Origin of the sequence: Stenotrophomonas sp. AS1 (genome assembly GCF_048957655.1) — a bacterium.
Lineage (GTDB): Bacteria > Pseudomonadota > Gammaproteobacteria > Xanthomonadales > Xanthomonadaceae > Stenotrophomonas > Stenotrophomonas bentonitica_A.
This window is the reverse complement of sequence record NZ_JARVXM010000006.1, coordinates 60,761-84,338: the sequence shown is the minus strand read 5'-3', so window position 1 is coordinate 84,338 and position 23,578 is coordinate 60,761. Positions and strand designations below refer to the sequence as shown.

Annotated in this window: 23 protein-coding genes, 6 tRNA genes and 1 other RNA gene; 20 read left to right on the top strand and 10 right to left on the bottom strand. The window is 66.8% G+C overall.

The window, feature by feature from the left end; translation table 11 throughout:
• Positions 1-116 precede the first annotated feature (116 nt).
• The 7 genes from lon (at position 117) to PV764_RS09245 (ending at position 5,799) form a co-directional block, all read left to right on the top strand.
• Positions 117-2,591 (top strand): endopeptidase La, encoded by a 2,475-nt coding sequence (gene lon / locus PV764_RS09275; RefSeq protein WP_421116517.1) that lies wholly within the window; start codon positions 117-119, stop codon positions 2,589-2,591.
• 207 nt (positions 2,592-2,798) lie between these two features.
• The gene (locus PV764_RS09270) at positions 2,799-3,071 is read left to right on the top strand and encodes an HU family DNA-binding protein (protein WP_019185801.1); all 273 of its coding nucleotides are present in this window, start codon (positions 2,799-2,801) and stop codon (positions 3,069-3,071) included.
• An 11-nt stretch (positions 3,072-3,082) separates the two neighbouring features.
• A tRNA-Val gene (locus PV764_RS09265) sits at positions 3,083-3,157 on the top strand.
• 28 nt (positions 3,158-3,185) lie between these two features.
• Positions 3,186-3,262: transfer RNA gene (locus PV764_RS09260), tRNA-Asp, on the top strand.
• A gap of 107 nt (positions 3,263-3,369) precedes the next feature.
• Positions 3,370-3,446, top strand: a tRNA-Asp gene (locus PV764_RS09255).
• 90 nt (positions 3,447-3,536) lie between these two features.
• Positions 3,537-3,613 (top strand) — tRNA-Asp (locus tag PV764_RS09250).
• Between the two features lie 212 nt (positions 3,614-3,825).
• Entirely contained in the window at positions 3,826-5,799 is a 1,974-nt protein-coding gene (locus tag PV764_RS09245; protein WP_070426717.1) for a peptidyl-prolyl cis-trans isomerase, read from the top strand.
• A 71-nt stretch (positions 5,800-5,870) separates the two neighbouring features.
• Here the strand turns inward: PV764_RS09245 and PV764_RS09240 are convergent, their stop codons facing one another.
• Positions 5,871-7,085, bottom strand: a complete 1,215-nt coding sequence (locus PV764_RS09240) for a transglycosylase SLT domain-containing protein (protein ID WP_421116516.1) — start codon at positions 7,083-7,085, stop codon at positions 5,871-5,873.
• Positions 7,082-7,849, bottom strand: coding sequence for a hydroxyacylglutathione hydrolase (gloB, locus tag PV764_RS09235; protein WP_421116515.1), 768 nt, complete (start codon positions 7,847-7,849; stop codon positions 7,082-7,084). Before gloB ends, PV764_RS09240 begins: the two co-directional genes overlap by 4 nt.
• An 11-nt stretch (positions 7,850-7,860) precedes the next feature.
• Between gloB and PV764_RS09230 the strand changes: the two genes are divergently transcribed.
• Genes PV764_RS09230 through dnaQ form a run of 3 tightly spaced genes read left to right on the top strand, consistent with a single transcriptional unit; the run spans position 7,861 to position 9,705 of the window.
• Positions 7,861-8,505: a methyltransferase domain-containing protein gene (locus PV764_RS09230; protein WP_046272374.1), complete on the top strand. Its 645-nt coding sequence runs from the start codon at positions 7,861-7,863 to the stop codon at positions 8,503-8,505.
• Positions 8,506-8,516: 11 nt separating this feature from the next.
• Positions 8,517-8,969 carry a ribonuclease HI gene (rnhA, locus tag PV764_RS09225; protein WP_019185795.1) on the top strand — a complete coding sequence of 151 codons (453 nt, stop codon included), beginning with the start codon at positions 8,517-8,519 and terminating at the stop codon, positions 8,967-8,969.
• A 4-nt stretch (positions 8,970-8,973) separates the two neighbouring features.
• Positions 8,974-9,705: a DNA polymerase III subunit epsilon gene (gene dnaQ, locus PV764_RS09220; RefSeq protein WP_421116514.1), complete on the top strand. Its 732-nt coding sequence runs from the start codon at positions 8,974-8,976 to the stop codon at positions 9,703-9,705.
• 48 nt (positions 9,706-9,753) lie between these two features.
• Here dnaQ and PV764_RS09215 read toward each other — a convergent pair whose 3' ends face one another.
• Entirely contained in the window at positions 9,754-10,458 is a 705-nt protein-coding gene (locus PV764_RS09215) for a PP2C family protein-serine/threonine phosphatase (RefSeq protein WP_019185793.1), read from the bottom strand.
• Between the two features lie 165 nt (positions 10,459-10,623).
• Here PV764_RS09215 and PV764_RS09210 point away from each other — a divergent pair.
• Together PV764_RS09210 and PV764_RS09205 are read left to right on the top strand one after the other, a co-directional pair.
• A tRNA-Ser gene (locus PV764_RS09210) sits at positions 10,624-10,714 on the top strand.
• Between the two features lie 706 nt (positions 10,715-11,420).
• A complete protein-coding gene (locus tag PV764_RS09205; protein WP_019185792.1) occupies positions 11,421-11,828 on the top strand; it encodes a DUF6165 family protein in 408 nt (135 codons plus the stop codon).
• Here PV764_RS09205 and PV764_RS09200 read toward each other — a convergent pair.
• Positions 11,807-12,862: a glycosyltransferase family 9 protein gene (locus PV764_RS09200; RefSeq protein WP_080341564.1), complete on the bottom strand. Its 1,056-nt coding sequence runs from the start codon at positions 12,860-12,862 to the stop codon at positions 11,807-11,809. The two genes, PV764_RS09205 and PV764_RS09200, sit on opposite strands and share 22 nt — an antisense overlap.
• A 21-nt stretch (positions 12,863-12,883) precedes the next feature.
• Here PV764_RS09200 and PV764_RS09195 point away from each other — a divergent pair, with 21 nt between their 5' ends.
• The 3 genes from PV764_RS09195 to PV764_RS09185 are packed head-to-tail and all read left to right on the top strand — an operon-like array spanning position 12,884 to position 14,771.
• Positions 12,884-13,633 (top strand): 3-deoxy-D-manno-octulosonic acid kinase, encoded by a 750-nt coding sequence (locus PV764_RS09195; RefSeq protein ID WP_019185790.1) that lies wholly within the window; start codon positions 12,884-12,886, stop codon positions 13,631-13,633.
• The gene (locus PV764_RS09190; RefSeq protein WP_019185789.1) at positions 13,633-14,400 is read left to right on the top strand and encodes an MBL fold metallo-hydrolase; all 768 of its coding nucleotides are present in this window, start codon (positions 13,633-13,635) and stop codon (positions 14,398-14,400) included. The genes PV764_RS09195 and PV764_RS09190 overlap by 1 nt, the downstream gene beginning before the upstream one ends.
• A 2-nt stretch (positions 14,401-14,402) precedes the next feature.
• Positions 14,403-14,771, top strand: a complete 369-nt coding sequence (locus PV764_RS09185; protein ID WP_421116513.1) for a DUF4440 domain-containing protein — start codon at positions 14,403-14,405, stop codon at positions 14,769-14,771.
• Between the two features lie 46 nt (positions 14,772-14,817).
• Here PV764_RS09185 and ffs read toward each other — a convergent pair.
• An RNA gene (gene ffs / locus PV764_RS09180) (signal recognition particle sRNA small type) lies at positions 14,818-14,914 on the bottom strand.
• Between the two features lie 278 nt (positions 14,915-15,192).
• Here ffs and PV764_RS09175 point away from each other — a divergent pair.
• Positions 15,193-15,510, top strand: coding sequence for a DMT family transporter (locus tag PV764_RS09175; protein WP_019185787.1), 318 nt, complete (start codon positions 15,193-15,195; stop codon positions 15,508-15,510).
• Positions 15,511-15,600: 90 nt separating this feature from the next.
• Here the strand turns inward: PV764_RS09175 and PV764_RS09170 are convergent, their stop codons facing one another.
• Positions 15,601-16,053 (bottom strand): GNAT family N-acetyltransferase, encoded by a 453-nt coding sequence (locus PV764_RS09170; protein WP_399622035.1) that lies wholly within the window; start codon positions 16,051-16,053, stop codon positions 15,601-15,603.
• A 284-nt stretch (positions 16,054-16,337) separates the two neighbouring features.
• A tRNA-Ser gene (locus tag PV764_RS09165) sits at positions 16,338-16,430 on the bottom strand.
• Between the two features lie 136 nt (positions 16,431-16,566).
• Between PV764_RS09165 and dnaX the strand changes: the two genes are divergently transcribed.
• The 4 genes from dnaX (at position 16,567) to PV764_RS09145 (ending at position 20,067) form a co-directional block, all read left to right on the top strand.
• Positions 16,567-18,603: a DNA polymerase III subunit gamma/tau gene (dnaX, locus tag PV764_RS09160; protein WP_421116512.1), complete on the top strand. Its 2,037-nt coding sequence runs from the start codon at positions 16,567-16,569 to the stop codon at positions 18,601-18,603.
• A gap of 6 nt (positions 18,604-18,609) precedes the next feature.
• Positions 18,610-18,930 carry a YbaB/EbfC family nucleoid-associated protein gene (locus PV764_RS09155; RefSeq protein WP_019185335.1) on the top strand — a complete coding sequence of 107 codons (321 nt, stop codon included), beginning with the start codon at positions 18,610-18,612 and terminating at the stop codon, positions 18,928-18,930.
• 96 nt (positions 18,931-19,026) lie between these two features.
• The gene (recR, locus tag PV764_RS09150) at positions 19,027-19,626 is read left to right on the top strand and encodes a recombination mediator RecR (protein WP_019185336.1); all 600 of its coding nucleotides are present in this window, start codon (positions 19,027-19,029) and stop codon (positions 19,624-19,626) included.
• Positions 19,627-19,707: 81 nt separating this feature from the next.
• Positions 19,708-20,067 carry a histidine triad nucleotide-binding protein gene (locus PV764_RS09145; RefSeq protein WP_019185337.1) on the top strand — a complete coding sequence of 120 codons (360 nt, stop codon included), beginning with the start codon at positions 19,708-19,710 and terminating at the stop codon, positions 20,065-20,067.
• Positions 20,068-20,155: 88 nt separating this feature from the next.
• Here the strand turns inward: PV764_RS09145 and PV764_RS09140 are convergent, their stop codons facing one another.
• From PV764_RS09140 to PV764_RS09130, 3 genes are read right to left on the bottom strand one after another with little or no spacing between them, the layout of a single operon-like run.
• On the bottom strand, positions 20,156-20,680 hold the full coding sequence (locus tag PV764_RS09140; protein WP_019185338.1) for a Slp family lipoprotein: 525 nt from the start codon (positions 20,678-20,680) through the stop codon (positions 20,156-20,158).
• Positions 20,677-22,629, bottom strand: a complete 1,953-nt coding sequence (locus PV764_RS09135) for a transglutaminase TgpA family protein (protein ID WP_421116511.1) — start codon at positions 22,627-22,629, stop codon at positions 20,677-20,679. The genes PV764_RS09140 and PV764_RS09135 overlap by 4 nt, the downstream gene beginning before the upstream one ends.
• The gene (locus PV764_RS09130) at positions 22,622-23,578 is read right to left on the bottom strand and encodes a DUF58 domain-containing protein (protein ID WP_421116510.1); all 957 of its coding nucleotides are present in this window, start codon (positions 23,576-23,578) and stop codon (positions 22,622-22,624) included. Before PV764_RS09130 ends, PV764_RS09135 begins: the two co-directional genes overlap by 8 nt.

The following is a 23,578-nucleotide window of genomic DNA, read 5'->3' as shown; positions in this document are numbered from 1 at the left end:
AATTTTTCAGAACAGCTTGCATCTAGAAGCTGATGGCCCCATAACGAGGCCATCGGCTTTTTTTGTATCCGGGCGAGGCGCCCGGAGGCCATCCCCACTGTTCCACTGGAGCCCACATGGCCCGTTCCCCAACTGAGACTCTCGACCTGCCGGTACTGCCGCTGCGTGACGTGGTGGTGTTCCCGCACATGGTCATTCCGCTGTTCGTCGGCCGTGACAAGTCCATGCATGCGCTGGAGCAGGCGATGGAAGCGGACAAGCGCATCCTGCTGCTCGCGCAGAAGTCCGCCGAGACGGATGATCCGTCCGCCGCCGATCTGTACCAGGTCGGCACGCTCGCCCAGGTCCTGCAGCTGCTGAAGCTGCCCGACGGCACCATCAAGGTGCTGGTCGAAGGCCTGTCGCGCGTCAACGTCACCGACGTGACCGAGCGTGATGGCTCGCTGCACGGCGTGGGCATGGAAATCGAATCGGACGAATCGCGTGAGCCGCGCGAGATCGAGGCGATCGCCCGCTCGCTGATGTCGCTGTTCGAACAGTACGTCAAAACCAATCGCAAGCTGCCGCCGGAGCTGCTGCAGACCCTGGCCGGCATCGATGAGCCCGCGCGCCTGGCCGATACCATCGCCGCGCATATCAGCGTGCGCCTGGCCGACAAGCAGCGCCTGCTGGAAACGCTGCAGATCGGCGACCGCCTGGAAATGCTGGTCGGCCTGGTCGATGGCGAGATCGACGTGCAGCAGATGGAAAAGCGCATCCGCGGCCGCGTGAAGTCGCAGATGGAAAAGAGCCAGCGCGAGTACTACCTCAACGAGCAGATGAAGGCCATCCAGAAAGAACTGGGTGACCTGGATGACGCGCCCGGCGAGATGGACGAGCTGGCGCGCAAGATCGCCGAGGCGGGCATGCCCAAGCCGGTGGAGAGCAAGGCCAAGGCCGAGCTCAACAAGCTCAAGCAGATGTCGCCGATGTCCGCCGAAGCGGCGGTCGTGCGCAATTACCTGGAGTGGCTGCTGGGCGTGCCGTGGAAGAAGCGCACCAAGGTCCGCAAGGATCTCAAGGCCGCGCAGGACACGCTGGACGCCGATCACTTCGGTCTGGACAAGGTCAAGGACCGCATTCTGGAATACCTGGCGGTGCAGTCGCGCGTGAAGCAGATGAAGGGCCCGATCCTGTGCCTGGTCGGCCCGCCCGGCGTGGGCAAGACCTCGCTGGGCCAGTCCATCGCCAAGGCGACCAACCGCAAGTTCGTGCGCATGAGCCTGGGTGGCGTGCGCGACGAGGCCGAGATCCGTGGCCATCGCCGCACCTACGTCGGCTCGATGCCGGGCCGCATCGTGCAGAACCTCAACAAGGTGGGCAGCAAGAACGCGCTGTTCGTGCTCGATGAGATCGACAAGATGTCGATGGACTTCCGTGGCGATCCGTCCTCGGCGCTGCTGGAAGTGCTCGACCCGGAGCAGAACAACGCCTTCAACGATCACTACCTGGAAGTGGACCTGGACCTGTCCGAAGTGATGTTCGTGGCGACGTCCAACTCGCTCAACATCCCCGGCCCGCTGCTGGACCGCATGGAAGTGATCCGCATCCCCGGCTACACCGAGGATGAGAAGCTCAACATCGCCATGCGCTACCTGGTGCCCAAGCAGATCAAGGCCAACGGCCTGAAGCCGGAAGAGCTGGAGATCGAGGCCGATGCGATCCAGGACATCGTGCGTTACTACACGCGCGAATCCGGCGTGCGCAACCTCGAGCGCGAAGTGGCCAAGATCTGCCGCAAGGTGGTCAAGGAAATCGCGCTTGCCGGTCCGGTAGCGCCCGCCAAGGCGGCCAAGCCGGCCAAGGCCGGCAAGAAGGCCAGCGCGAAGAAGAAGGCGCTGGTGGTGGTCAACGGCAAGAACCTGGACAAGTACCTGGGGGTTCGCCGCGTCGATTTCGGGCGTGCCGAAGAGCAGAACGAAGTGGGCCTGGTCACCGGCCTGGCCTGGACCGAAGTGGGCGGCGATCTGCTGCAGATCGAATCCACCCTGGTGCCGGGCAAGGGCCAGCTGATCCTCACCGGCCAGCTGGGCAACGTGATGAAGGAATCCGCCTCGGCGGCCCTGTCGGTGGTGCGCTCGCGTGCCGAGCGGCTGGGCATCGACAACGAGTTCCTGCAGAAGCACGACGTGCACGTCCACGTGCCCGATGGCGCCACCCCCAAGGATGGCCCGAGTGCGGGTATCGCCATGGTCACCTCGCTGGTGTCCACGCTGACCAAGGTGCCGATCCGGGCCGAAGTGGCGATGACCGGCGAGATCACCCTGCGTGGCCGCGTCACCGCCATCGGCGGCCTCAAGGAGAAGCTGTTGGCGGCGCTGCGCGGCGGCATCACCACGGTCATCATTCCCGAGGAGAACCGCAAGGATCTGGCCGATATCCCCGCCAATGTCACCCGCGATCTGAAGATCGTGCCGGTGAAGTGGATCGAGGAAGTGCTCGACCTGGCCCTGGAGGCCCCGCTGACCGCACCGAAGCCCAAGAAAGATGGGCAACGTGTCACGGTACGCGGCAAGTCCAAGACAGCTTCCACAACGCGCGTCAAGCACTGACGCGTCCTGTGGAAATGCCCGAAACCCGCGTCGTTATTGGCTTTTCAGCTTGCGCGGGTAGGGGGGCACTGGTATAAAAGCACCACTCGCGAGTCAGCGTAAATCTGAATTCGGCGAACAGAGAACTTCACTGGCATCCGACGGCGTATCGTCGTCGGGTGTCTCAATGTTGAATCCGCGGAATCCCCGCCAAAGGAGCTGTAGAGAATGAACAAGACCGAATTGATCGACGCCGTTGCTGAAGCCGCCGACCTGACCAAGGCCGAGTCCAGCCGCGCCGTTGATGCCGTCATCGCTTCCGTCACCAAGGCCCTGAAGGGCGGTGACGCGGTGACGCTGGTGGGCTTCGGCACGTTCCAGGTCCGCGACCGCGCTGCCCGTACCGGCCGCAACCCGAAGACCGGCGACACCATCAAGATCGCTGCGTCGAAGAATCCGTCGTTCAAGGCTGGCAAAGCCCTGAAGGATGCCGTAAACTAAGCGGCTTGCTGGGGTGCTTAGCTCAGCGGTAGAGCGTCTCCTTTACACGGAGAGGGTCGGGGGTTCGAAACCCTCAGCACCCACCAGGCACTGCCAGTAAAAGTTTTGAAATGTGGAGCGGTAGTTCAGCTGGTTAGAATGCTGGCCTGTCACGCCGGAGGTCGCGGGTTCAAGTCCCGTCCGCTCCGCCAGTTTCAAGAAGGCCCCTGAGCAATCGGGGGCCTTGTTTTCTCCGCCGACGCATGTCGCGGTGAAGGCGGTAGAGCCGACCGTTGGTCGGCTGAAAGAATTAAAACATGGAGCGGTAGTTCAGCTGGTTAGAATGCTGGCCTGTCACGCCGGAGGTCGCGGGTTCAAGTCCCGTCCGCTCCGCCAGTTTTAAAAAAACCTCGAAAAAAGCAGCATTTCGGGGTGGGCAATCTGAATATCTTCGGATAGAATGAGCGCCTGCAAAGTTTCAAGTGCGGAGCGGTAGTTCAGCTGGTTAGAATGCTGGCCTGTCACGCCGGAGGTCGCGGGTTCAAGTCCCGTCCGCTCCGCCAATCTTTGAAGAGCCCTTGGTGAAAGCCAAGGGCTTTTTTTTTGTTTCCAATCCAGCAGATTGATCGGCAGCGCGGCGCACACCGTTTGCCCGCCGCGATCCGCGGGTGCGGCACCGGGCAGATCGCGCGCAGGGGCCGGCGCGGGCACTTTTGGAGCCTGCCGCGAAGCGGGTTACACTGCCGGGCTCGCCAATCAGGCCTTGATTTTTCCCATGCTGCAGAAACTTCGCGACAAGACCTCGGGCTGGATCGTTACCGTGATCCTGGGGCTGCTGATGATTCCGTTCCTGTTCGTGATCGACTCCAGCTACCTCGGTGGCGTCGGCTCGCAGAACGTGGCCAAAGTCGCCGCACCGCCGACCTGGTGGAAGTCCGCCCCGTCGTGGTGGCCGGTCTCGTTCCTGTGGCAGCACCATGAGATCAGCTCCAACGATTTCCGCGTGCGCTTCGAGCAGGCGCGCCAGCAGGCACGCCAGGAGCAGGGCGAGGACTTCGATCCGCGCCAGTTCGAAAGCACGGAGAGCAAGCTGGCCGTGCTCGATCAGATGATCGATGAGCAGGTCGTGCGCCTGGCCGGCGAACAGTCCGGCATCGTGATCGGCGATGCCGCCGTGCGCGAGTACATCGCCTCGATCCCGGCCTTCCTCGGTGCCGACGGCAAGTTCAACCAGGACAACTACCGCATCGCGCTGGCCAGCGGCAATCCGCCGCGCACGCCGACGCAGTTCGAAGCGCTGGTGCGCGAGAGCATCCAGCAGTCGATCATTCCGTCGGCCCTGCAGCGTTCCGGGTTCACCACCCAGAGCGAAGCCGAGCGCCTTATGAAGCTGCTCGGTGAAACGCGTGACGTCGAACTGGCCGCGCTGCCGGAAACCCCGGCCGACACCGCCGAAGTGACCGACGCACAGATCAAGCAGTGGTATGACAGCCACACCAAGGATTTCCGCCAGCCGGAAACCGTGTCGCTGGAATACGTCGAAATCAACGGCGCGAACCTACCTGCGCCGGCGGCCGCCGACGAAGCCACGCTGCGCAAGCGCTATGACGATGAGAAGGCGCGCTTTGCCACGCCGGAACAGCGTCTGGCCTCGCACATCCTGATCACCGCCGATGGCAGCGATCCGGCCAAGCTCAAGGCGGCTGAAGAGAAGGCAACCCGCCTGGCCGCCGAAGCCAAGGCACCGGGTGCCGACTTCGCCGCACTGGCCAAGGCCAACTCCGAAGATCCCGGTTCCAAGGACACCGGTGGTGACCTGGGCTGGGTGGAACGCGGCGCGATGGTGAAGCCGTTCGAAGATGCCCTGTTCGCCATGAAGGCGGGCGAGGTGACCGGTCCGGTCAAGACCGACTTCGGTTTCCACGTGCTCAAGCTGCGCGAGACCAAGGGCGGCGAAGGCCGTTCCTTCGACGAGGTGCGTGACCAGCTGGCTGCCGAGCAGCTCAAGGCGGACACCGACCGCGTGTTCACCGAGCTGAGCGGCCGCCTGGTCGATCTGGTCTACAAGAACCCGACCTCGCTGGAAGGCCCGGCCAAGGACATGAGCCTGCCGGTGCAGACCATCGGTCCGTTCACCCGCACCACCGCCAGTGGCATCGCCGCCAACCCGGCCGTGCTGCGCGCGGCGTTCTCCGACATCCTGACCCAGGACGGCACGGTGAGCGACCCGATCGAGCTGGGTCCGAACCACAACGTGATGATCCGCGTGACCGAGCACAGCCCGGAACAGGCGCTGCCGCTGGACAAGGCCCGTGAGCAGGTCATCGCCGCGATCCATGCCGACCGCACCCGCCAGGCGTCGGAGAAGGCCGTGGATGCCGTGCTGGCCAAGCTGAAGGCCGGTCAGACCCTGCAGGCGCTGGCGACCAGCGAGAAGCTGCAGATCAGCCCGCTGCCGGGCCTGCCGCGCACCCAGCCGGTGCCGACCCCGGAGATCAACCGCGCCGTGTTCAGCGCGCCGTTGCCCGCCGAAGGCAAGCCGAGCTACGGCAAGGTCGCCGTGCAGGGCCGCTACGTGATCTACGCGGTGACCAAGGTCACCCCGGGCAACGTTGCTGAAGTGGACGCGGCCCAGCAGCAGCAGCTCAAGGAGCAGCTGAGCCAGATCGACGGCATGGCCGCCGCCAAGGCCTACGTGGAAGCGATGCGCAAGCATTTCAAGGTGCAGACCGAAGAAGCCAACCTCTAACCGGGGCGGCTTCTGCTGGACAACAAAAAGCCCGGCGATGCCGGGCTTTTTGCGTTGGGGTTGGGCGCCGCTCAGTCTTCGACGCGCAACACCGCTCCCGGCTTGAGCACACTGCTGCCACTGAGGCCATTGAGCGACAGCAGGGCCTTCAACGGCATCCCGTAACGGCGGGCGATGGTCCAGGGCGATTCGCCATCGCGCACGGTGTGGCGGCGGCTGCGCGGACGATCCGCGCTGGCCACCGTGCGGGTGGCGGCCGGCGCAGGCGCCGTACGGGCCGCCGGGCTATCCACCGGTGCGCTGGGAGCCACCGCAATGGCGGCCACGCTGGCGCTGGCATCCACCGGCGCATGCGCGGTCGGGGCCAGAACCGTCACCTGGCCGGCCGGGCGGCCCTTGCCGCTGGCCAGGGCCGGGTTGAGCCGGGCGATCCGGGCCGGATCCAGGTCGCGCTGCTGGGCCCACTGCTGGACGCTGGTGCCCGCCGGCAGGGTATGCCCCTTCAGCACGGGCACGGTGCGGTCCAGCGAGGCCATCACCGCTGGCTCGGTTTCTGCGTCTTCCAGCACGCAGGCCAGCGCGTGCAGCTTCTCGACATAGGCATAGGTGACCGGCGACAGGCCGGGCAACTCCGCCGGACGCGCGTTCTGCGCGTTCATGCCGGCCTTGCGCAGCGATTGCAGGACCCGGTACTCGCCGGCGTTGTAGGCCATGGTGGCCAGGCGCCAGTCGCCGCCGAACATGCCGTGCAGGGTCTTGAGGTAACGCACCGCGGCCTGGGTGGAATCCACCGCCGAGAGGCGGCCGTCGTAGCCCGGGGTCATCTGCACGCGGTGGTTCTTGGCGGTGGTGGCGATGAACTGCCACAGGCCGGCCGGGCCGCCGCCGTTGCGGGCGTTGGGCCGGTAGCCGCTTTCCACGAAGGGAATCAGCGCAAATTCGGTCGGCAGGTCGGATCTGCGCAGCTCTTCCACCACATAGCCGAACAGCACCAGGGCGTCATCATCCTGGTTGGCCAGGCGCGAGGGGGCATGCGCGAACTGCTTCTGCCAGCGCGGGCTGGTCGCCTCGGCGTCGCAGGTAGGTTCAGCCAGGCCATCGCGGAAGCTGGCGAAGATGTCCTGCCCGTTGCGCACCGAGGCCGGCGGCAGCGCCGCAGCGGTCAGGGGGAGGGAGGACAGGCCGGCCACGTTCTGCGACATGCCGGCGGTCAACGACTGGGCGCCCGCGCTGCCGGCCACGGCCATCGCCAAGCCCAGCGCGAGCGGCAACAATCGCCGACTCATGTTCGGAATCCGTCTTTCCAGTGTCGCAGCCCTGCGACAACATCGACTTCATCGGTAACGGGACGCCCGAGATGGGCGCTGACGGCCGCCTGGATGGCGGGAGTACTCGTACGCAGGAACGGATTGCATTCCAGCTCGCTTGCCAGTGAAACCGGCAGCGTGGGCAGGTCATCGCGGCGCATGGCCAAGGCCTCCTCATGGCGCTGCGACAGCGCAGCGTTGGTGGGGTCTACATGCCGCGCGAAGACGGCATTGGACAGGGTGTACTCGTGGGCGCAACAGACCATCAGTTGCGCTGGCAGGGACGCCAGCTTCCGCAGGGATGCCAGAAGCTGGGGAGGCGTACCTTCGAACATGCGCCCACAGCCCAGGCTGAACAACGCATCGCCACTGAAAAGGTGTTCAGCGGTGTGAAACGCGATATGGCTCCGGGTGTGCCCGGGCACGGATACTACGTGGAACCCCAGCCCCAATGCCTGAACGCATTCACCTTCAGCGACCCGATGGGCAGCCACCGGGATGCGCGGTTCTTCTGGCGCGTAAACCTCCACCGCCGGAAAACGCGCCTGCAGTTCTGCCACGCCGCCGATGTGATCATCGTGGTGATGGGTCAGCAGAATGCTGTGGGGAGCCCATCCCTGCTGCGCTGCGGCAGCCAGAACGGGGTCGGCCTGGCCGGGGTCGATGACCACGGCGCGGCCGTCGTCGGCGACCAGCGCCCAGATGTAATTGTCCGCAAACGCGGGTAGGGCGGTCAGTCTCATAGAATTGGACCATGCCCCCCGCGCCAAGCCCCCGTCAAGCGACAGTCGCATCCTGGTTTGATACTGAACCGGCACAAGCCTTGTGCCGTCTGGAATCCGAGCGGTTGCGCAGCCTGCTCGCCGAGCGCCCGGTGAACCCCTGGCTGTGGGTGGCACCGACGCCCGGCTGGCTGGAGCGTGTCGAACTGCCCGGTCGCGGCCTGCGGCTGTTCCGCGACGGAGCGAGCTACGCCGGGGACGTGCACTGCGGGCTGCCGTTGCCGCTGCCGGACGAGAGCGTCAACGCGATCATCCTGCAGCACGTCACCGCGCGCGATGCCGAGCAGCTGATCGACGAGTGCGCGAGGGTGCTGATGCCGGGCGGCCGCCTGTGGTTGTCCACGCTCAACCCGTTCAGCCCGTACCGCCGGCAGTGGCGCCACCACGGGCTGGTGGTGCGCAGCCCGCAGCGGCTGCGCCATACCCTCACGCAGGCCGGTCTGAGCTGCGAAGACCTGCACTACCTCGGCCCGATGTGGCGCGACCGCTCGCCGGCCCGGCGCGACCTCGCTCCACTGCGCGCGGCCTGCCTGTTCACCGCTGAAAAACGCACTCTGGCCCTGCCGGGACCGACGCCCGTGGCCCTGCCACGCTGGCACGGGACCGTGGCCACCTGATCTGGAATGGAATGAAGACGATAGAAATCCACACCGACGGTTCCTGCCTCGGCAATCCCGGCCCGGGCGGCTGGGCGGCGTTGCTGCGCTACAACGCGCACGAGCGTGAGCTGAGCGGTGGTGAAGCGCATACCACCAACAACCGCATGGAACTGATGGCGGCCATCTCGGGGCTGGAAGCGCTCACCGAGCCATGCAACATCGTCCTGTACACCGATTCGCAGTACGTACGCCAGGGTCTGACCGAGTGGATGCCCGGCTGGATCCGCAAGAACTGGAAAACCGCGGGCGGCTCGCCGGTCAAGAACCGCGAGCTGTGGGAGCGCCTGCACGCGGCCACGCTCAAGCACACCATCGACTGGCGCTGGGTCAAGGGGCATTCCGGCGATCCGGACAATGAGCGCGTGGACCAGCTGGCGCGCGACGCCGCGATCCGGATCCGTGCCGCCGGCCCGGTACACTGAGCCCATGCGTCAGATCATCCTTGATACCGAAACCACCGGTCTGGAGTGGCGGAAGGGCAACCGCATCGTCGAAATCGGCTGTGTGGAACTGCTCGAGCGCCGCCCCAGTGGCAACAACTACCACCAGTACCTCAAGCCGGACTGCGAGTTTGAGCAGGGCGCGCAGGAAGTCACCGGCCTGACCTTGGAATTCCTGGCCGACAAGCCGGACTTCGCCCAGGTCGTCGACGAATTCCTGGCCTACATCGACGGCGCCGAGCTGATCATCCACAACGCGGCGTTCGATCTGGGCTTCCTGGACAACGAGCTGTCGCTGCTTGGCGACCACTACGGCAAGATCACCGACCGCTGCACGGTGATCGATACGCTGAATATGGCGCGCGAGCGCTTCCCCGGCCAGCGCAACTCCCTGGACGCGCTGTGCCGGCGCCTGGGCGTGGACAACGCCCACCGCCAGCTGCACGGCGGCCTGCTCGATGCCCAGATCCTGGGCGATGTGTACATCGCGCTGACCTCGGGCCAGGAAGAAATCGGCTTCGGCGCGGCCGACGACCGCAAATCCGGCAGCGCCCACGTGCAGACCTTCGACACCTCGCGCCTGCTTCCACGCCCGCGCGTGGTCGCCACCGCCTCGGAGCTGGAAGCACACGAAGCGCGCCTGGCCAAGCTGCGCAAGAAGGCCGGCCGCGCGATCTGGGATGGTGAGCCTGAAGCGGTGGAAGCCGTCAGCGCCTGAGGGCACAACCCCGGCGGTAGATCCCGACCGTTGGTCGGGATGCCTGCCTCAATGGCACCGCACCAGGATCACGGTGATGTTGTCCGAGCCGCCGCCATCCAGCGCGGCGGCGACCAGGGTATCCACGCATTCCTGCGCACTGGCATCGTCGAAGGCGAGGGTACGGGCAATGCCCTTGTCCTCGACTTCCTCGGTGAGCCCATCACTGCACAGCAGCAGCTGCATGCCCGGGCGCAGTTCACCGGTGGTGGTCGCCACATTCAGGTGCGCCGGATCGGTCACGCCCAGCGCCTGGGTCACCACATTGCGGTGCGGGTGCGCGCGTGCCTGTTCGGCGGTCAGATTGCCCTGCGCGACCAGCTCCTGGACCACGCTGTGATCCTGACTGAGCTGGGCCAGCTTGCCGTCGCGCCACAGATACGCGCGGCTGTCGCCCACCCACGCCACCTCGTAGCGATTGCCCTGGACCCGCGCGGCCACCACCGTCGTGCCCATCGGCAGGCTGTCATTGCGGCGGCGCGAGGTGCGGATGATTTCCTCATCGGCGATCCGGATGGCATGCGCCAGCGTCGCCCCGCGGCGGATCTCGCGCACGATGGTCTCGCGCGCCAGCGCACTGGCCACCTCGCCACAGGCGTGCCCGCCCATGCCATCGGCGACCAGCCACAGCGCCAGTTCGCCATCGCCGTAATACGTATCCTCATTGAGGTCACGGCGCAGGCCGGGGTGGGTCAGGTGTCCGAATTCGATCATGAAGGCGCGTGCCGGTAAGGATTGCGGGGGATAACGGCATGATCGCGGCCCGCCGGACATCCGGCAAGGCATCCATACAGAAGAAATTCACTTCTTTGCCCGCAATGACTTGTCGCCAGCGCGTCCTACCCGTATCATTCGCGTCCCGGTTCGCCGGGACCATCTGGAGAGGTGGCAGAGCGGTTGAATGTACCTGACTCGAAATCAGGCAGGCGTTTATAGCGCCTCGGGGGTTCGAATCCCCCCCTCTCCGCCAGATACATGAAAAAGGCCGCCCATTGGGCGGCCTTTTTCATGACCGAGATCGGGCGTTTTCCGACCGCTGCGAAATGAGCGGCGCCCAATTGCGGGGGGATGAGAACCCCCGACGGGGGTTCGACGGATTCGCCAGGAGCGAATCCGGACAGACGAACGTCTGGCCCTGGAGCGCGCAAGCGCGGAAGGGCTGGGTGCATGGATGCACCCAGCAATCCCGGCAATGAAGCGGCCACCCTGCTCCCGGAGCCCCAAGCGTCATCACCGACATACCCGGGCGCGTGGCGACGCGTTCATCGCCAACGGCGTCTCCAACTCCAGGAGGCGCGGCCCTGGAGCGCGCAGCGCGGAAGGGCTGGGTGCATGGATGCACCCAGCAATCCCAATGAAGCGGCCACCCTGCTCCCGGAGCCCCAAGCGTCATCACCGACGTACCCGGGCGCGTGGCGACGCGTTCATCGCCAACGGCGTCTCCAGCTCCAGGAGGCGCGGCCCTGGAGCGCGCAAGCGCGGAAGGGCTGGGTGCATGGATGCACCCAGCAATCCCAATGAAGCGGCCATCGCGCAGCCACGCATGGCGTGGCTCTACCCGGCCGCTCTCGCGCAGCCACGCATGGCGTGGCTCTACCCGGGGCCCGCACCCCCACCCCACACCCCGCCAACCTGCGCTCCGCTAAACTGCCCACCTCACGTAACGGATCTCCCCCATGACCGCTGAAATCCTTGTCCCCGTGTCCTTCGGTGAACTGCTCGACAAGATCTCGATTCTGCAGATCAAGTCCGAGCGCATCAGCGACGAGGCCAAGCTGGCCAACATCCGCACCGAACTGAGCGCGCTGGAAAAGACCTGGATGGCGCACCCGGCCGGGGTCAAGGACATCGCGCGCCTGCGTGCCGAGCTCAAGGCGGTCAACGAGCGCCTGTGGGACATCGAAGACAACATCCGTCTGCAGGACAAGGCGCAGGCCTTCGACGACCATTTCGTCGAGCTGGCGCGCAGCGTCTACCAGCAGAACGATGAGCGCGCCCGCATCAAGAAGGACATCAACCTGGCGCTGGGCTCGCTCTACGTGGAAGAGAAGTCGTACAAGGATTACGCGCCGCGCGGCGCGTAATCGGCGACATACCGTTCGAAGGCGGCGATGCCGTCCTCGACGGTGATCAACTGCATCACGTCGTCGAACTCGACCTTCGCGCCCCACTTCAGTTCGCTGGCCGGTTTGCCCAGGAACTTGCGCGCGGCATCGTCGTAACGGTCCACGCAGTAGCGGCGGTCGGAGTAGGGGCCGCTGCGGTGCGGGTTGCTCGCTGCATGCAGGCCGAGCACCTTGGTGCCCATCGCGTTGGCGATATGCATCGGGCCCGAGTCGGGCGTCATCACCAGCGCGGCGCGCGCCAACAGCGCCGGCAGCTGCTTGAGCGTGTCCTTGCCGACCAGGTCCAGCGCCGGCGTGGCCAGCTGGGCCTGGATCGCATCGGCCATGCCGCGCTCCAGTTCGCTGCGCCCACCGCACAGCACCACCCGCCAGCCGCGTGAGGTGGCGTGGTTGGCCACGGCCGCATAGCGGTCGGCATACCAGTTGCGGCGCACATGGCTGGAGCAGGGCGAGATCATCAGCACCGGGCGGCCATCGTCGGTCCACTGGGCGTTGGCCCACTCGACCGCGGCCGGCGGCACGGCCAGGTCCCAGCTGACCTCGGTCTGCTTCAGGCCGAGCGGTTCGCAGAAGCTGCCGATCGCATCCAGCACATGGATGCCGGGGCGGTCGGGGATGCGCTCATTGATAAACAGCCCGTGAAGATCCTTGGAGCGGGCCTTGTCGTAGCCAATGCGGCGCTTGGCCGGCACGAAGGCGGACAGCACGTTGGCACGGAAAGCCACCTGCATCTGCAGCAGCGCATCGAAGCGCCCGGCGGGAAGGCTGTCGCGCAGGGCACGCATGCCGGCCAGGCCGGTCTTCTTGTCGTAGCTGTGGAAGGTCACGCCTGGCAGGCCATCGAGCAGCTTGTGGCCTGCCTTGTCGATGATCCAGTGCAGCGACACCCCGGGATCGGCCTGCTGCAGGGTGCGTACCAGCGGCACCACATGGGTCACGTCCCCCAGCGCGGACAAACGCAAAAGACACAAGGAAGAGGACGTTGGTGCCATGGTGTTGTTAGACTCGAAGGAATGGTCGCATTCGACGCCACTGAAGCGCTGACGCCCTGCCGCGATGGACGCGGTATCGGTGCCATTCTGTTCGACCGCGAAGCCTTGCGGCAAGCCGAGATGAGCCTGTTCGCACCGGCCCACTGGGGCGAGCGGGCACGGCCGGTCGGCGATGGCGGCCGTGGTGGCGCCTGGTTCGTCGATGCCCCCTTCGGTCATGCCGTGCTGCGCCAGTACCTGCGTGGCGGCCTGGCGGCCAAGCTCAGCCGGGACCACTACATCTGGCGCGGGGCCAACCGCACCCGCAGTTTCGCCGAGTTCCGGCTGATGCGTGCCCTGCGCGCGCAGAAGCTGCCGGTGCCGCGACCGATCGCCGCGTTCTACATGCGCGAAGGCCTGCGCTACAAGGCGGCGATCCTGATGGAGCGCCTGGAGGGCGTGCGTTCGCTGGCCGACCGCGCGCTGGTCGCCGGGCGCGGCGCGCCCTGGGAAGAGACCGGCCGGCTGATCGCGCGGTTCCATCGCGTCGGGCTGGACCACGCCGATCTCAACGCCCACAACATTCTGTTCGACGCCAACGGCCACGGCTGGCTGATCGATTTCGATCGCGGCGTGCTGCGCATCCCTGCCACCCGCTGGCGCGAGCGCAATCTCAAGCGGCTGCTGCGCTCGCTGATCAAACTGCGCGGTGAGCGCAGCCAGGATGACGTCGAGAAGGACTACGCACGGCTGCGCCGCGCCTACGATCTGGCCTGGAACCGGGGTTACTGATGGACTGGGCACTGCGTTTCATGGGGGTCGGCAATGCGTCGGCCGTGCAGCTCGGTTCGCCGATGGCGGTGATCGAACGCGATGGACGCCCGTGGCTGACCATCGATTGCGGCGGGGAAGGGCTCACTGCGTTCCAGGCTCACTACGGCCATGTGCCGCAGGCATTGTTCGTCACCCATGTGCACCTGGACCACGTCGCCGGTTTCGAACGCCTGTTCGTCGATGCGTATTTCTCGCCGCAGCGTCGTGGGCGTATTCGCGTGTACGTGCCGGCGACGGTCGTGCCGCTGCTGCACAAGCGCGTGGCCGATTACCCGAACGTGCTGGCCGAGGGCGGTGCGAATTTCTGGGATGCGTTCCAGCTGATCGTGGTCGGCGATGCGTTCTGGCATGACGGCGTGCGCCTGGAAGTGTTTCCGGTCCGGCATCACTGGCCGGAAACCGCCTATGGCCTGCGTCTGAAGGGTGCGGTCACCTGGAGTGGCGATACCCGGCCGATTCCGGAAATGCTGGCGCGCTACGCCGACGACAACGAACTGATCGCCCACGATTGCGGCCTGCATGGCAACCCGTCGCACACCGGTGTGGATGACCTGGAGCGTGAATACACGGCCGAGTTGCAGGCGCGGATGATGCTCTACCACTACGCCAGCGAGGCTGACGGCGAGGCGCTGCGCCAGCGTGGTCACCGCGTGGCCGTGCCTGGCGAACGTGTGGCGCTGGCGTCTCCCACCGCCATGCACGTGCTGGCGCAGGATCCTCCCTGAGCATGGACGACGCGCTGGCCGCTCATCTGCAGGCGCTCGAACGCGCGTTGCACGAGCCTGCGGTCCGTGGCGATGTCGCGCAGCTGGCGGCATTGTTGGATGACGACTTCAGTGAGATCGGCAGCTCGGGTGCGTGTTTCGATCGGGCTGCTGCGCTGGCGGAGATTCCGCGCGAGCGCGCACAGGTCGAGATCGTGTCCACCGACTACCAGGTCGTGTTGTTGGCGCCCACCTTGGCACAGGTGCGCTATCGCAGCTGCTACGTGGTCGGCGGCGAGCGCCAGCGCGAGGTGTTGCGCAGTTCGATGTGGCGGCTGCACGGTGCGGCATGGCGGGTGGTGTTCCATCAGGGCACGCCTGCGGCGCCTTGAGCGGCAGCATCACTGAGGGGGAAGCCTGGCGCCCAAAAAGGTGGCGGCCCCGCCGGCTGACCTCGGCGCCCGCGTCGATCGATACCGTTGCTGCCTTCCGGCCCTGGCGGGATTTTCGACCTAGCGTCGCGAGGGGCCGACGGGGCCACCATAGAGACGTTCCGGCTGCAGGGCGATCGAGGATCAGCCGGCCGCAGGCGGAAGGTGCAACGCAGGAACAGGTCCGGCAGTGCAGTCGCGCATTCTAGCGCATGCACGGCCTGCAGTGCCAGACGCGGAGGCTGAATCCCGTGTAGCCCGGTGCCGCCGGAATCGGCCATCCGGCGAGTGGGTTGCTAAAATGCGTGGCACAGGAGGAACGGCCTCCCCCATTTCGGGAACCACTGACCAGGACGGCCTGGCCCCCATCAAGGAGGGCCGCATGGCCTGGATCTATCTGTTGGCAGCCGGTGTGCTGGAAATCGTCTGGGCGTTCTCGATGAAGCAGTCCGAGGGGTTCAGCAGGCTGACCCCGTCGATCATCACCCTCGTCACCATGATCGCCAGCTTCTGGCTGCTGTCGCTGGCGATGCGCACGTTGCCGCTGGGCACTGCGTACACGATCTGGACCGGCATCGGCGCGGTCGGCGCGTTCGTGATCGGCATTACCTTCCTCGGCGAGCAGGTCAGCGCGATGCGGATTGCTGCGGCGGTGTTGATCGTGAGTGGGTTGGTGTTGATGAAGTTGAGCAGCAGCTGAGGCGTTCAAAACGCACGCTGCGCGCTCGGGCGTAGAGCCACGCCATGCGTGGCTGACGCACTGCTGACCCGATCAAATCACTGGCGCCGCTCAACGCGGCGCCAGTTCGAGCACCATCTCCACCGCATCCAGCCCGGGGCCGTGCCCATCGGGGGTGATGTGGGTGACGGCGAAGCCGAGTCCGGCGTAGAAATCCTGCGTGTGCTGGCTGGTGCTGAGCGTGACGCGCTGGGCGCCTAGCGCTTTTGCGTGGGCGAGGCGTGCGTGGGAGAGCTGCTTGCCCAGGCCTTGGCGATGTTGGGCGTTATCGACCATGCCCCAGCAGAAGGCCGCCGTGTGTTCGTTGTCCAGGGCGAGGCCGCCGCAGGCGGCGACGTGGCCGTTGTGTTCGATGACCAGATAGTCGTGGGCGCGGTCTGGGTGAAGTAGATAGTTGGCGAAGTCGTGGCGTTCGTGTGGGCCGAAGTAACGCGGCACGTTGGTGTCGAACAGTGCCAGGCAGGCGGGGGCGTCTGTTGGGGTGTAGGGGCGCAGGGTGGGCATGGGGGGACTTTGGCATGCTCCGCGTTGGGGTGGTCGGCTTCGGATGCAGGCTTGCCGCTTCATTGGGATTGCTGGGTGCATCCATGCACCCAGCCCTTCCGCGCGGATGCGCTCCAGGGACAGCCGTTCGGCTGTCCGGATTCGCTCCTGGCGAATCCGTCGAACCCCCGGTCGGGGGTTCTCATCCCCCTCTCCATGGTTTCGCGCACTGCTACCGGAGCCGGATGAATGACGAACGTGAGAAACGCAAAAGGCCGCCCGAGGGGCGGCCTTTTGCGTTTGTCTGGCGGAGAGAGGGGGATTCGAACCCCCGAAGCGCGGTTTAGACGCTTACACACTTTCCAGGCGTGCTCCTTCAACCACTCGGACACCTCTCCGGACCTGCCGCACACAACCCGCTGCAGGGGCGCAGATTCTAGCGGGGGAATCGGAATCGCACAAGCGGTTCGTCACGGGGGCAGGGGGGCTGGACAGGCGTGGCACAATGGTCGTCCCGATGAAGACGGTGGCCTGATGTCCTATCTCGTCCTTGCCCGCAAGTGGCGTCCGAAGCGTTTTGCCGAGCTGGTGGGCCAGGAACACGTGGTCCGTGCGCTCAGCAATGCGCTGGACAGCGGCCGGGTGCACCATGCGTTCCTGTTTACCGGCACCCGCGGGGTCGGCAAGACCACCATTGCCCGTATTTTCGCCAAGTCGATGAACTGCGAGCAGGGCACCAGCGCCGATCCATGCGGCCAGTGCCCGGCATGCCTGGATATCGACTCCGGCCGTTACATCGATCTGCTCGAGATCGATGCCGCGTCCAATACCGGTGTGGATGATGTCCGCGAGGTGATCGAGAACGCCCAGTACATGCCCTCCCGGGGCAAGTACAAGGTCTACCTGATCGACGAAGTGCACATGCTGTCCAAGGCGGCGTTCAATGCGCTGCTCAAGACGCTGGAAGAGCCGCCGGAGCACGTGAAGTTCCTGCTGGCCACCACCGATCCGCAGAAACTGCCGGTGACGGTCCTTTCGCGCTGCCTGCAGTTCAACCTGAAGCGGTTGGACGAGGAACAGATCCAGGGCCAGATGACCAAGATCCTGGCCGCCGAGGAGATCGAGTCCGATCCGACTGCGATCGTGCAGCTGGCCAAGGCCGCCGATGGCAGCCTGCGTGATGGCCTGTCGTTGCTGGACCAGGCGATCGCCTATGCCGGCGGTGCGCTGCGCGAGGATGTGGTGCGCGCGATGCTGGGCACGGTGGACCGCACCCAGGTGGCGGCGATGCTGGATGCGCTGGCCGATGGTGATGGTCCGCGCCTGCTGCAGACCGTGGCCCTGCTGGCCGAGTTCTCGCCGGACTGGAGCGGGGTGCTCGACGCCCTGGCCGAAGCCCTGCACCGGATCCAGGTGCAGCAGCTGGTGCCGGGCGCCGCGACGGCGGGCGAGGGGATCGATGCCGAGGCCTTCGCCCAGCGCCTGCGTCCGGAAGTGGTGCAGCTCTGGTACCAGATGGCCCTGGGCGGTCGCCGTGACCTGCACCTGGCCCCAAGCCCGCGTGCTGGATTCGAGATGGCGGTGCTGCGCATGCTGGCGTTCCGCCCGGCATCGGCCGTCCCGCCCGTGCCCCGCGATCCGGGCACAGGTACCGAAGTGAACAGTGGCGGCCAGGCCAGTGGCCAGGGCGCCGGCATGGCCGCTGCGGCAGCGGCTCCGGCTCCGGCTCCGGCTCCGGCTCCGCCCGTGGCGCCCGCCAAGGCCAGCGCGCCCGTCGCTCAGGCAGCCCCGGTGGCGCCTGAGGCGCCGGTCGCCGCCCCGGTCGTCGCGCCCCCCGAGGCCGCAGCCCCGCCGCTGAAACAGGTTGCTCCCGCCCCGACAGCCGCCGAGCCGGTCAAACCGGTCAAGCCGGCCAGGCCGAACGCGCCTGCCCCCGCTGCTGACGACGATCTGCCGCCGTGGCATCAGGAGAACGATGCGGCCGATCGCGACGAAGCGCTGGCTGCTGAAATGGCCACCCCGGATGCGGCCATGGTCGCTCCATGGGAAGCGCCGCCCGAGCGGACCGTGGCACCGGCTGCTCCCGCGCCTGTGCGGGAAGCCCCCGCCCCGGTGGCTCGCCCGGAGGGTATCGCCATCGCACCCTCAGTGGCCGACGCCGCGCCGTCAGGGGCGAGCGCTGAGCTGACCGCCGATGCCTGGCTGGAACTGGTCGCCGGCAGCCAGCTCAATGGCCCGTCCAAGCAGCTGGCGGCCCACTCGGCGTTCATCAGCTACCAGCACGGTGTCTTGAAACTGGCGATTTCGCCCGGATTTGAGTACTTGAGTTCGGACCGCTCGCAGGCGGCGCTGATCGCGGCATTGACCGGCCCCCTGGGGCAGGCTCCGCGTCTGGTGATCGATACCGGCGCGGCCGGTGCCGAGACCCTGCATCAGCGCGCTGACCGCCAGCGAGGCGAACGCCAAACGGCGGCGGAAGCCGCTTTCATGGCCGACCCGTCGGTGCAGTTGCTGATCCAGCAACACGGTGCCCGGGTCGTGGCCGATTCCATTCGTCCTTTTGAAGAGTAAAGAACCATGCGCGGCAATATCGCCCAACTGATGCAGCAGGCCCAGAAGATGCAGGAAAACCTGCAGAAGGCCCAGGAAGACCTCGCCAAGCTGGAAGTCACCGGCAGCGCCGGCGGCGGCATGGTCAGCGTGACCCTGACCGGCACCAAGGAATGCCGCAAGGTGCGCATCGATCCGTCGGTGCTCTCCGATGCGGAAATGACCGAAGACCTGGTGGCCGCAGCGTTCAACGATGCCTCCAACAAGATCGATGCCGAGTCGAAGAACCGCATGGGTTCGGCGACCGCGGGCATGCAGCTGCCCCCGGGCATGAAGCTGCCGTTCTGAGCCACGTCTGCGCCGGGTCGAGGCCTGGCGACGGTGGTGACCGCGCCGCGAAGCCTCCGGGCTTCGCGCGCTTGTTTCTGAGATGAGCGATCCGCCATGAGCCTGCCCCTGCTCGAACAATTGATCGAGGCCTTCCGCGTGTTGCCGGGCGTGGGCCAGAAGACCGCCCAGCGCATGGCCTACCACGTGCTCGAACGTGAGCGCGAGGGCGGCCAGAAGCTGGCCGAGGTGCTGGCCAAGGCGATCGAGCGGATCGGGCATTGCGCGCAGTGCCGGGATTTCAGCGAGACCGAGGTCTGTGCGGTCTGCGCCAACGGCAGCCGCGAGCGCCAGCAGCTGTGTGCGGTGGAATCACCGGCCGATCGCCTGGCGATCGAAACGGCTACCGGCTACCGCGGGGTCTATTTCGTGCTGCAGGGGCGGCTGTCACCGCTGGACGGCATCGGTCCGCGCGAGCTGGGCCTGGATCAGCTGGAGGCCCGCCTGAAGCAAGGCGAAGTGACCGAGTTGATCATCGCCACCAGTGCCACCGTGGAAGGCGAAGCGACCGCGCATTACCTGGCCCAGATGGCGCGCAGCCACAAGGTCCGCCCGAGCCGGTTGGCGCAGGGCCTGCCGCTGGGCGGCGAGCTGGAATACGTGGATCGCGGCACGCTGTCGCACGCCTTCGGTACGCGTACCGAAGTGCAGGAATGATCCCGCGCAACCCGCGCCGGTGATCGAAACCGGGCGTGCATCCGCGCTACTCTCCAAGGCCCTGTTACACGAGGTGCCCTCATGAGCCACGACACCCTGTTCGGCAAGATCATCCGCCGCGAAATTCCCGCCACCATCGTCTACGAAGACGAGGAGGTGCTCGGCTTCAAGGACATCGCGCCGCAGGCGCCGGTGCACGTGTTGTTCATTCCCAAGCACGAAGCGATCCCGACCCTGGATGACGTGCGGCCGGACCAGGCGCACCTGATCGGCAAGCTGGCCATGGCCGCCGCCGAGTACGCCCGCCGCGAAGGGTTCGCGCAGGACGGCTACCGTATCGTCATGAACTGCCGCGAGCACGCCGGGCAGACCGTGTTCCATATCCACCTGCACCTGCTGGCCGGCGCGCAGCTGGGTCACTTCGGCACGCCGAACGGCTGAGCGGGCCGGGGCAACAAAAAACGCCGCCCGAAGGCGGCGTTTTTTTCAGCGCGTCCGCATCAGCGACGGGGACGCGCCACCTCCGGGCTTACCACCAGCCCCAGCCGCGGTAGCCCCAGCCCGGACCCCAGCCCGGGCCCCACGGGCCGTACGGGTAGGCGGGCACCACGTCGACCTGGCGCTGTTCTGGCCACAGGTAGATCACATCGGCGTCCAGCTTCGGCAGGCGATAGTCGTACTCGCCAATACGGGTGTTCTCGTAGCCGCCGATCTTGCCGATGAAGGTCACGTCCCGGCCCGGCTCGAACACCGCCGGATCGTAGAAGCCGGCGCGGCACGCGATGAAGCGACCGTCACTGGCGTCGGCCGAGGTGGTGCTCGGGCGGCCACTGCCGTTGAGCGGACGCGAAATCATCTGGAAGCAGGTCTGGCCCTGGCCCGGGTTGGTTTCGATGATGCGGCCACCCCAACGCACCGGAGTGCCCACCTGCTGGGTGGGAACCGCGTCACGCGGGCTGACCATACTGAACTGCCCCTGCAGCGGCTTGGGCGCGGTGGCGCAGGCAGCCAATGCCAGAGAGGCAGCAAGGGGAAGCAGGATTTGAATCTTCATGGGGATGCTCCGGAGGTCGGGCGATGCCTGCGCAGGTCGCGCAATAATGAAGTGAGGTCGACGTCAGCGCCAGCGTAGCGCGCCTGGACGAAACGCGCGCTGAGCGACAACAACGCCGGATCGGGCCGTTGCCGGTCCACCCGGCGGGCCCACTCGCTGGCCGGTTCGGCGCTGGCGCGTTCCAGCCCATGGCGTGCATAGCGGCGTCCCAGCCGGTGCCACGCCCGCAGCAGCGGGTCGCGTTCGCGTTCGCCCCGGGCCAGCAGCCACGCCATCCACCCTAGCGCGGCCAGCGCGAAGACAGTGAAAATTCCCACCAGTCGGGTCGGATCCAAGCGCTCGAAACCAAACGGTTCAAGAAGCCGTTGCTGGCGGTTGGCATCGAAGGACAGGATCAGGTCGTTCCAGCCCCGGCGCAGCCAGTCCCCCATCTGCCCGAACTGCAGCCAACGGCTGTTGAGGATCGCACCGGCGTCGCCCGCCGCCAGCCGGTCGTCGATCGTGTCGTAGATGCGTTCGGGGGCGACGGCCGCGGTCGGGTCGACCCGCACCCAGCCGCGCCCGGGCAGCCAGACCTCGGCCCAGGCATGGGCATCCATCCGGCGCAGCACCCAGTAGTCACCATAGGGATTGTGGACGCCACCGGCGAAGCCGGTCACGACCCGCGCCGGGATGCCGGCGTTGCGCATCAACACAACGAACGATGAGCTGAAGTGCTGGCAGAAGCCGGCCTGCTGGTCGAACAGGAACTCGTCCACGCCATCGCGGCCCGGCTCGGGCGTGTCCAGGGTGTAGACGAAGCGCGCACGTACCCACTCGAGTGCGCGCTGCACGATCGCCGCATCGTTGCTGCCAGCCTCCTGCCGCCACTGCCGCGCCAGCACCGCCGTGCGCGGGTTCACGCCGTCGGGCAGCTGCAGCGCAAGGCGACGCTCGTAAGGCGTCAATGGGTCGGTGTAGGCCACGGCCGGGGCGGAACGCAGCCGCCAGCGGGTCAGGGCATTCAGTGCTGCGTGGCTGCGCAGGCTGTGGTTGGCATCCAGATCGCTGCCGGCAGGGGCCTGCAACGGCAGATCCAGCGCGACCAGCTGGCGGCGGTCGGTCGGCTCATAGTCGATCTGGTACTCCCACTGTGTGCTGGCGTGGGTCACCGCGGCGGGCGCGCGCTCGATCAGATGCCTGTCCTGTTCCCAGCGTTTGCCGTCGAACAGGCTGAGCACCGGGCCGCGCCAGTAGCGCTGCTGCGGTTCCGGAACCGCGCCAAAAAACTGCACGCGCAGCGCCGGTGTGTCATCGGCCATCAGATCCAGCCACTGCCCGGGCTCCATCGTGTCGGACAGGCCGGGCTTGCCGACCGCGCGATCGGGGATCCCCCACAGGGGTTCACTCAACCGCGGGAACAGCCAGAAACCGGCCAGCGCCAATGGCAGGCCGAGCATGACCAGCCGGCCGATCCCGCGCAGCTGGCGTTTGAGCGGCGCCGGCGGTGCCTGGCCCTCCAGGTGCGCCAGCCGCTGCAACGCGAGCAATGCGACCAGGCCGGCCAGTACCGCCAATGTCATCGTCAGCGGTCCTTGGTCGAGCAGGAACGCCGCGAACGGGCCGAACAACCCGAAGCCGACCAGGCTGCGGGCATCGCGCAGGCTGCGCAGCTCGCTGGATTTCAACGCGAGCATCGCCGCCAGCAGCGCGCAGCCGGTATCGCGGCCCGGGCGCGGGCCCATCTGCCAGTAGATGGCGCCCAGCATGGCGAGCACCAGCAGCAGGCGCAGTGCCCCCGGCAGCAGCCGCTGGCGCGAAGCCAGGGCGGTCAGCAGTGCAACGCCGGCGATGACGGCCGCCAGCACGGTGGGCAGCTGCAGCAGCAGCGGCAACAGGCCCAGGGCCGCACTGGCCAGGGTCCAGTAGCGCGCACCGGGACTGAGCGGGGCGACGGCGCGGTCAGTCATGGGGCAACAGCGCCAACGCGCGCTGACACAGATGGTGATGGGCACTGCCATTGCCGGGGCCGAGCACCGGCTGGCCGGGCAGCGTGAGGGTGTAGCGGCGCCCTTCGCGTTCGGCCAGGTCGACCCAGCGCGCCAAGCGCGCGATCCGCGCCTCGGTGCCCAGCGGGGCCAGGCGCCACCAGTCCAGCACGACCTCCACGCCGATCGGCTTTTCGTACTCGCGCACCAGCAGGGTGTCGCGCCGCGCAGAGTGCTTCCACGCGATGCTGCGCGTCGGGTCGCCGGGGCGATACGGACGCAGCTGATGCAGCTCGTCGCCGCTGGCATGCACACGGGTATGCAGCGGATCGCCGCCGCTCTCGGGCAATGCAGGGGCGTGCGCTTCCGGTGCGGCATAGACCAGCAAGGGTGTCTCCGGCCACACCCACGACCAGGCGCGTACCAGGCCCAGTGGCTGTGTGGTGGCGATGCGGATCCGGGAGAGATCGAACCAACCGCGCTGATGCGTGGGCAGGTCGAGATCCACTTCGATCTGGTCGCTGTCCACCAGGTGCCCGAACGCTGCCACGCCGTCGTGCTCCACGTGCAGGCCGCGACGCGCGCGGGTATCGGTGCGCGACAGGCTGATGCGCAGCCGCAGCGGCGCGCCTGCGGTGACCGGTTCGGCGGATACCGCATCCACCTGCAACGCGGACAACTGCAGGTGCGCGCTGATCGCACTGGCGATGCTGACCGTGGCCAGCAGCAGCGCCAACAACAGGGCAGGGTTGTTGTTGTAGTTCAATGCACCGAGCAGCATCGCCGAGAGCAGCGCGGCGACGAACAGACCGAAGCGCGTCGGCAGCACATAGATGCGGTGCCGGTCGAACCGGCTGGGCAGGTGCTCCGGTCGGCGCGGTCGCGCCAGATGCTGCAGGTGCTGCCAGCGGGCTCCCCAGCCGCGGCGCAT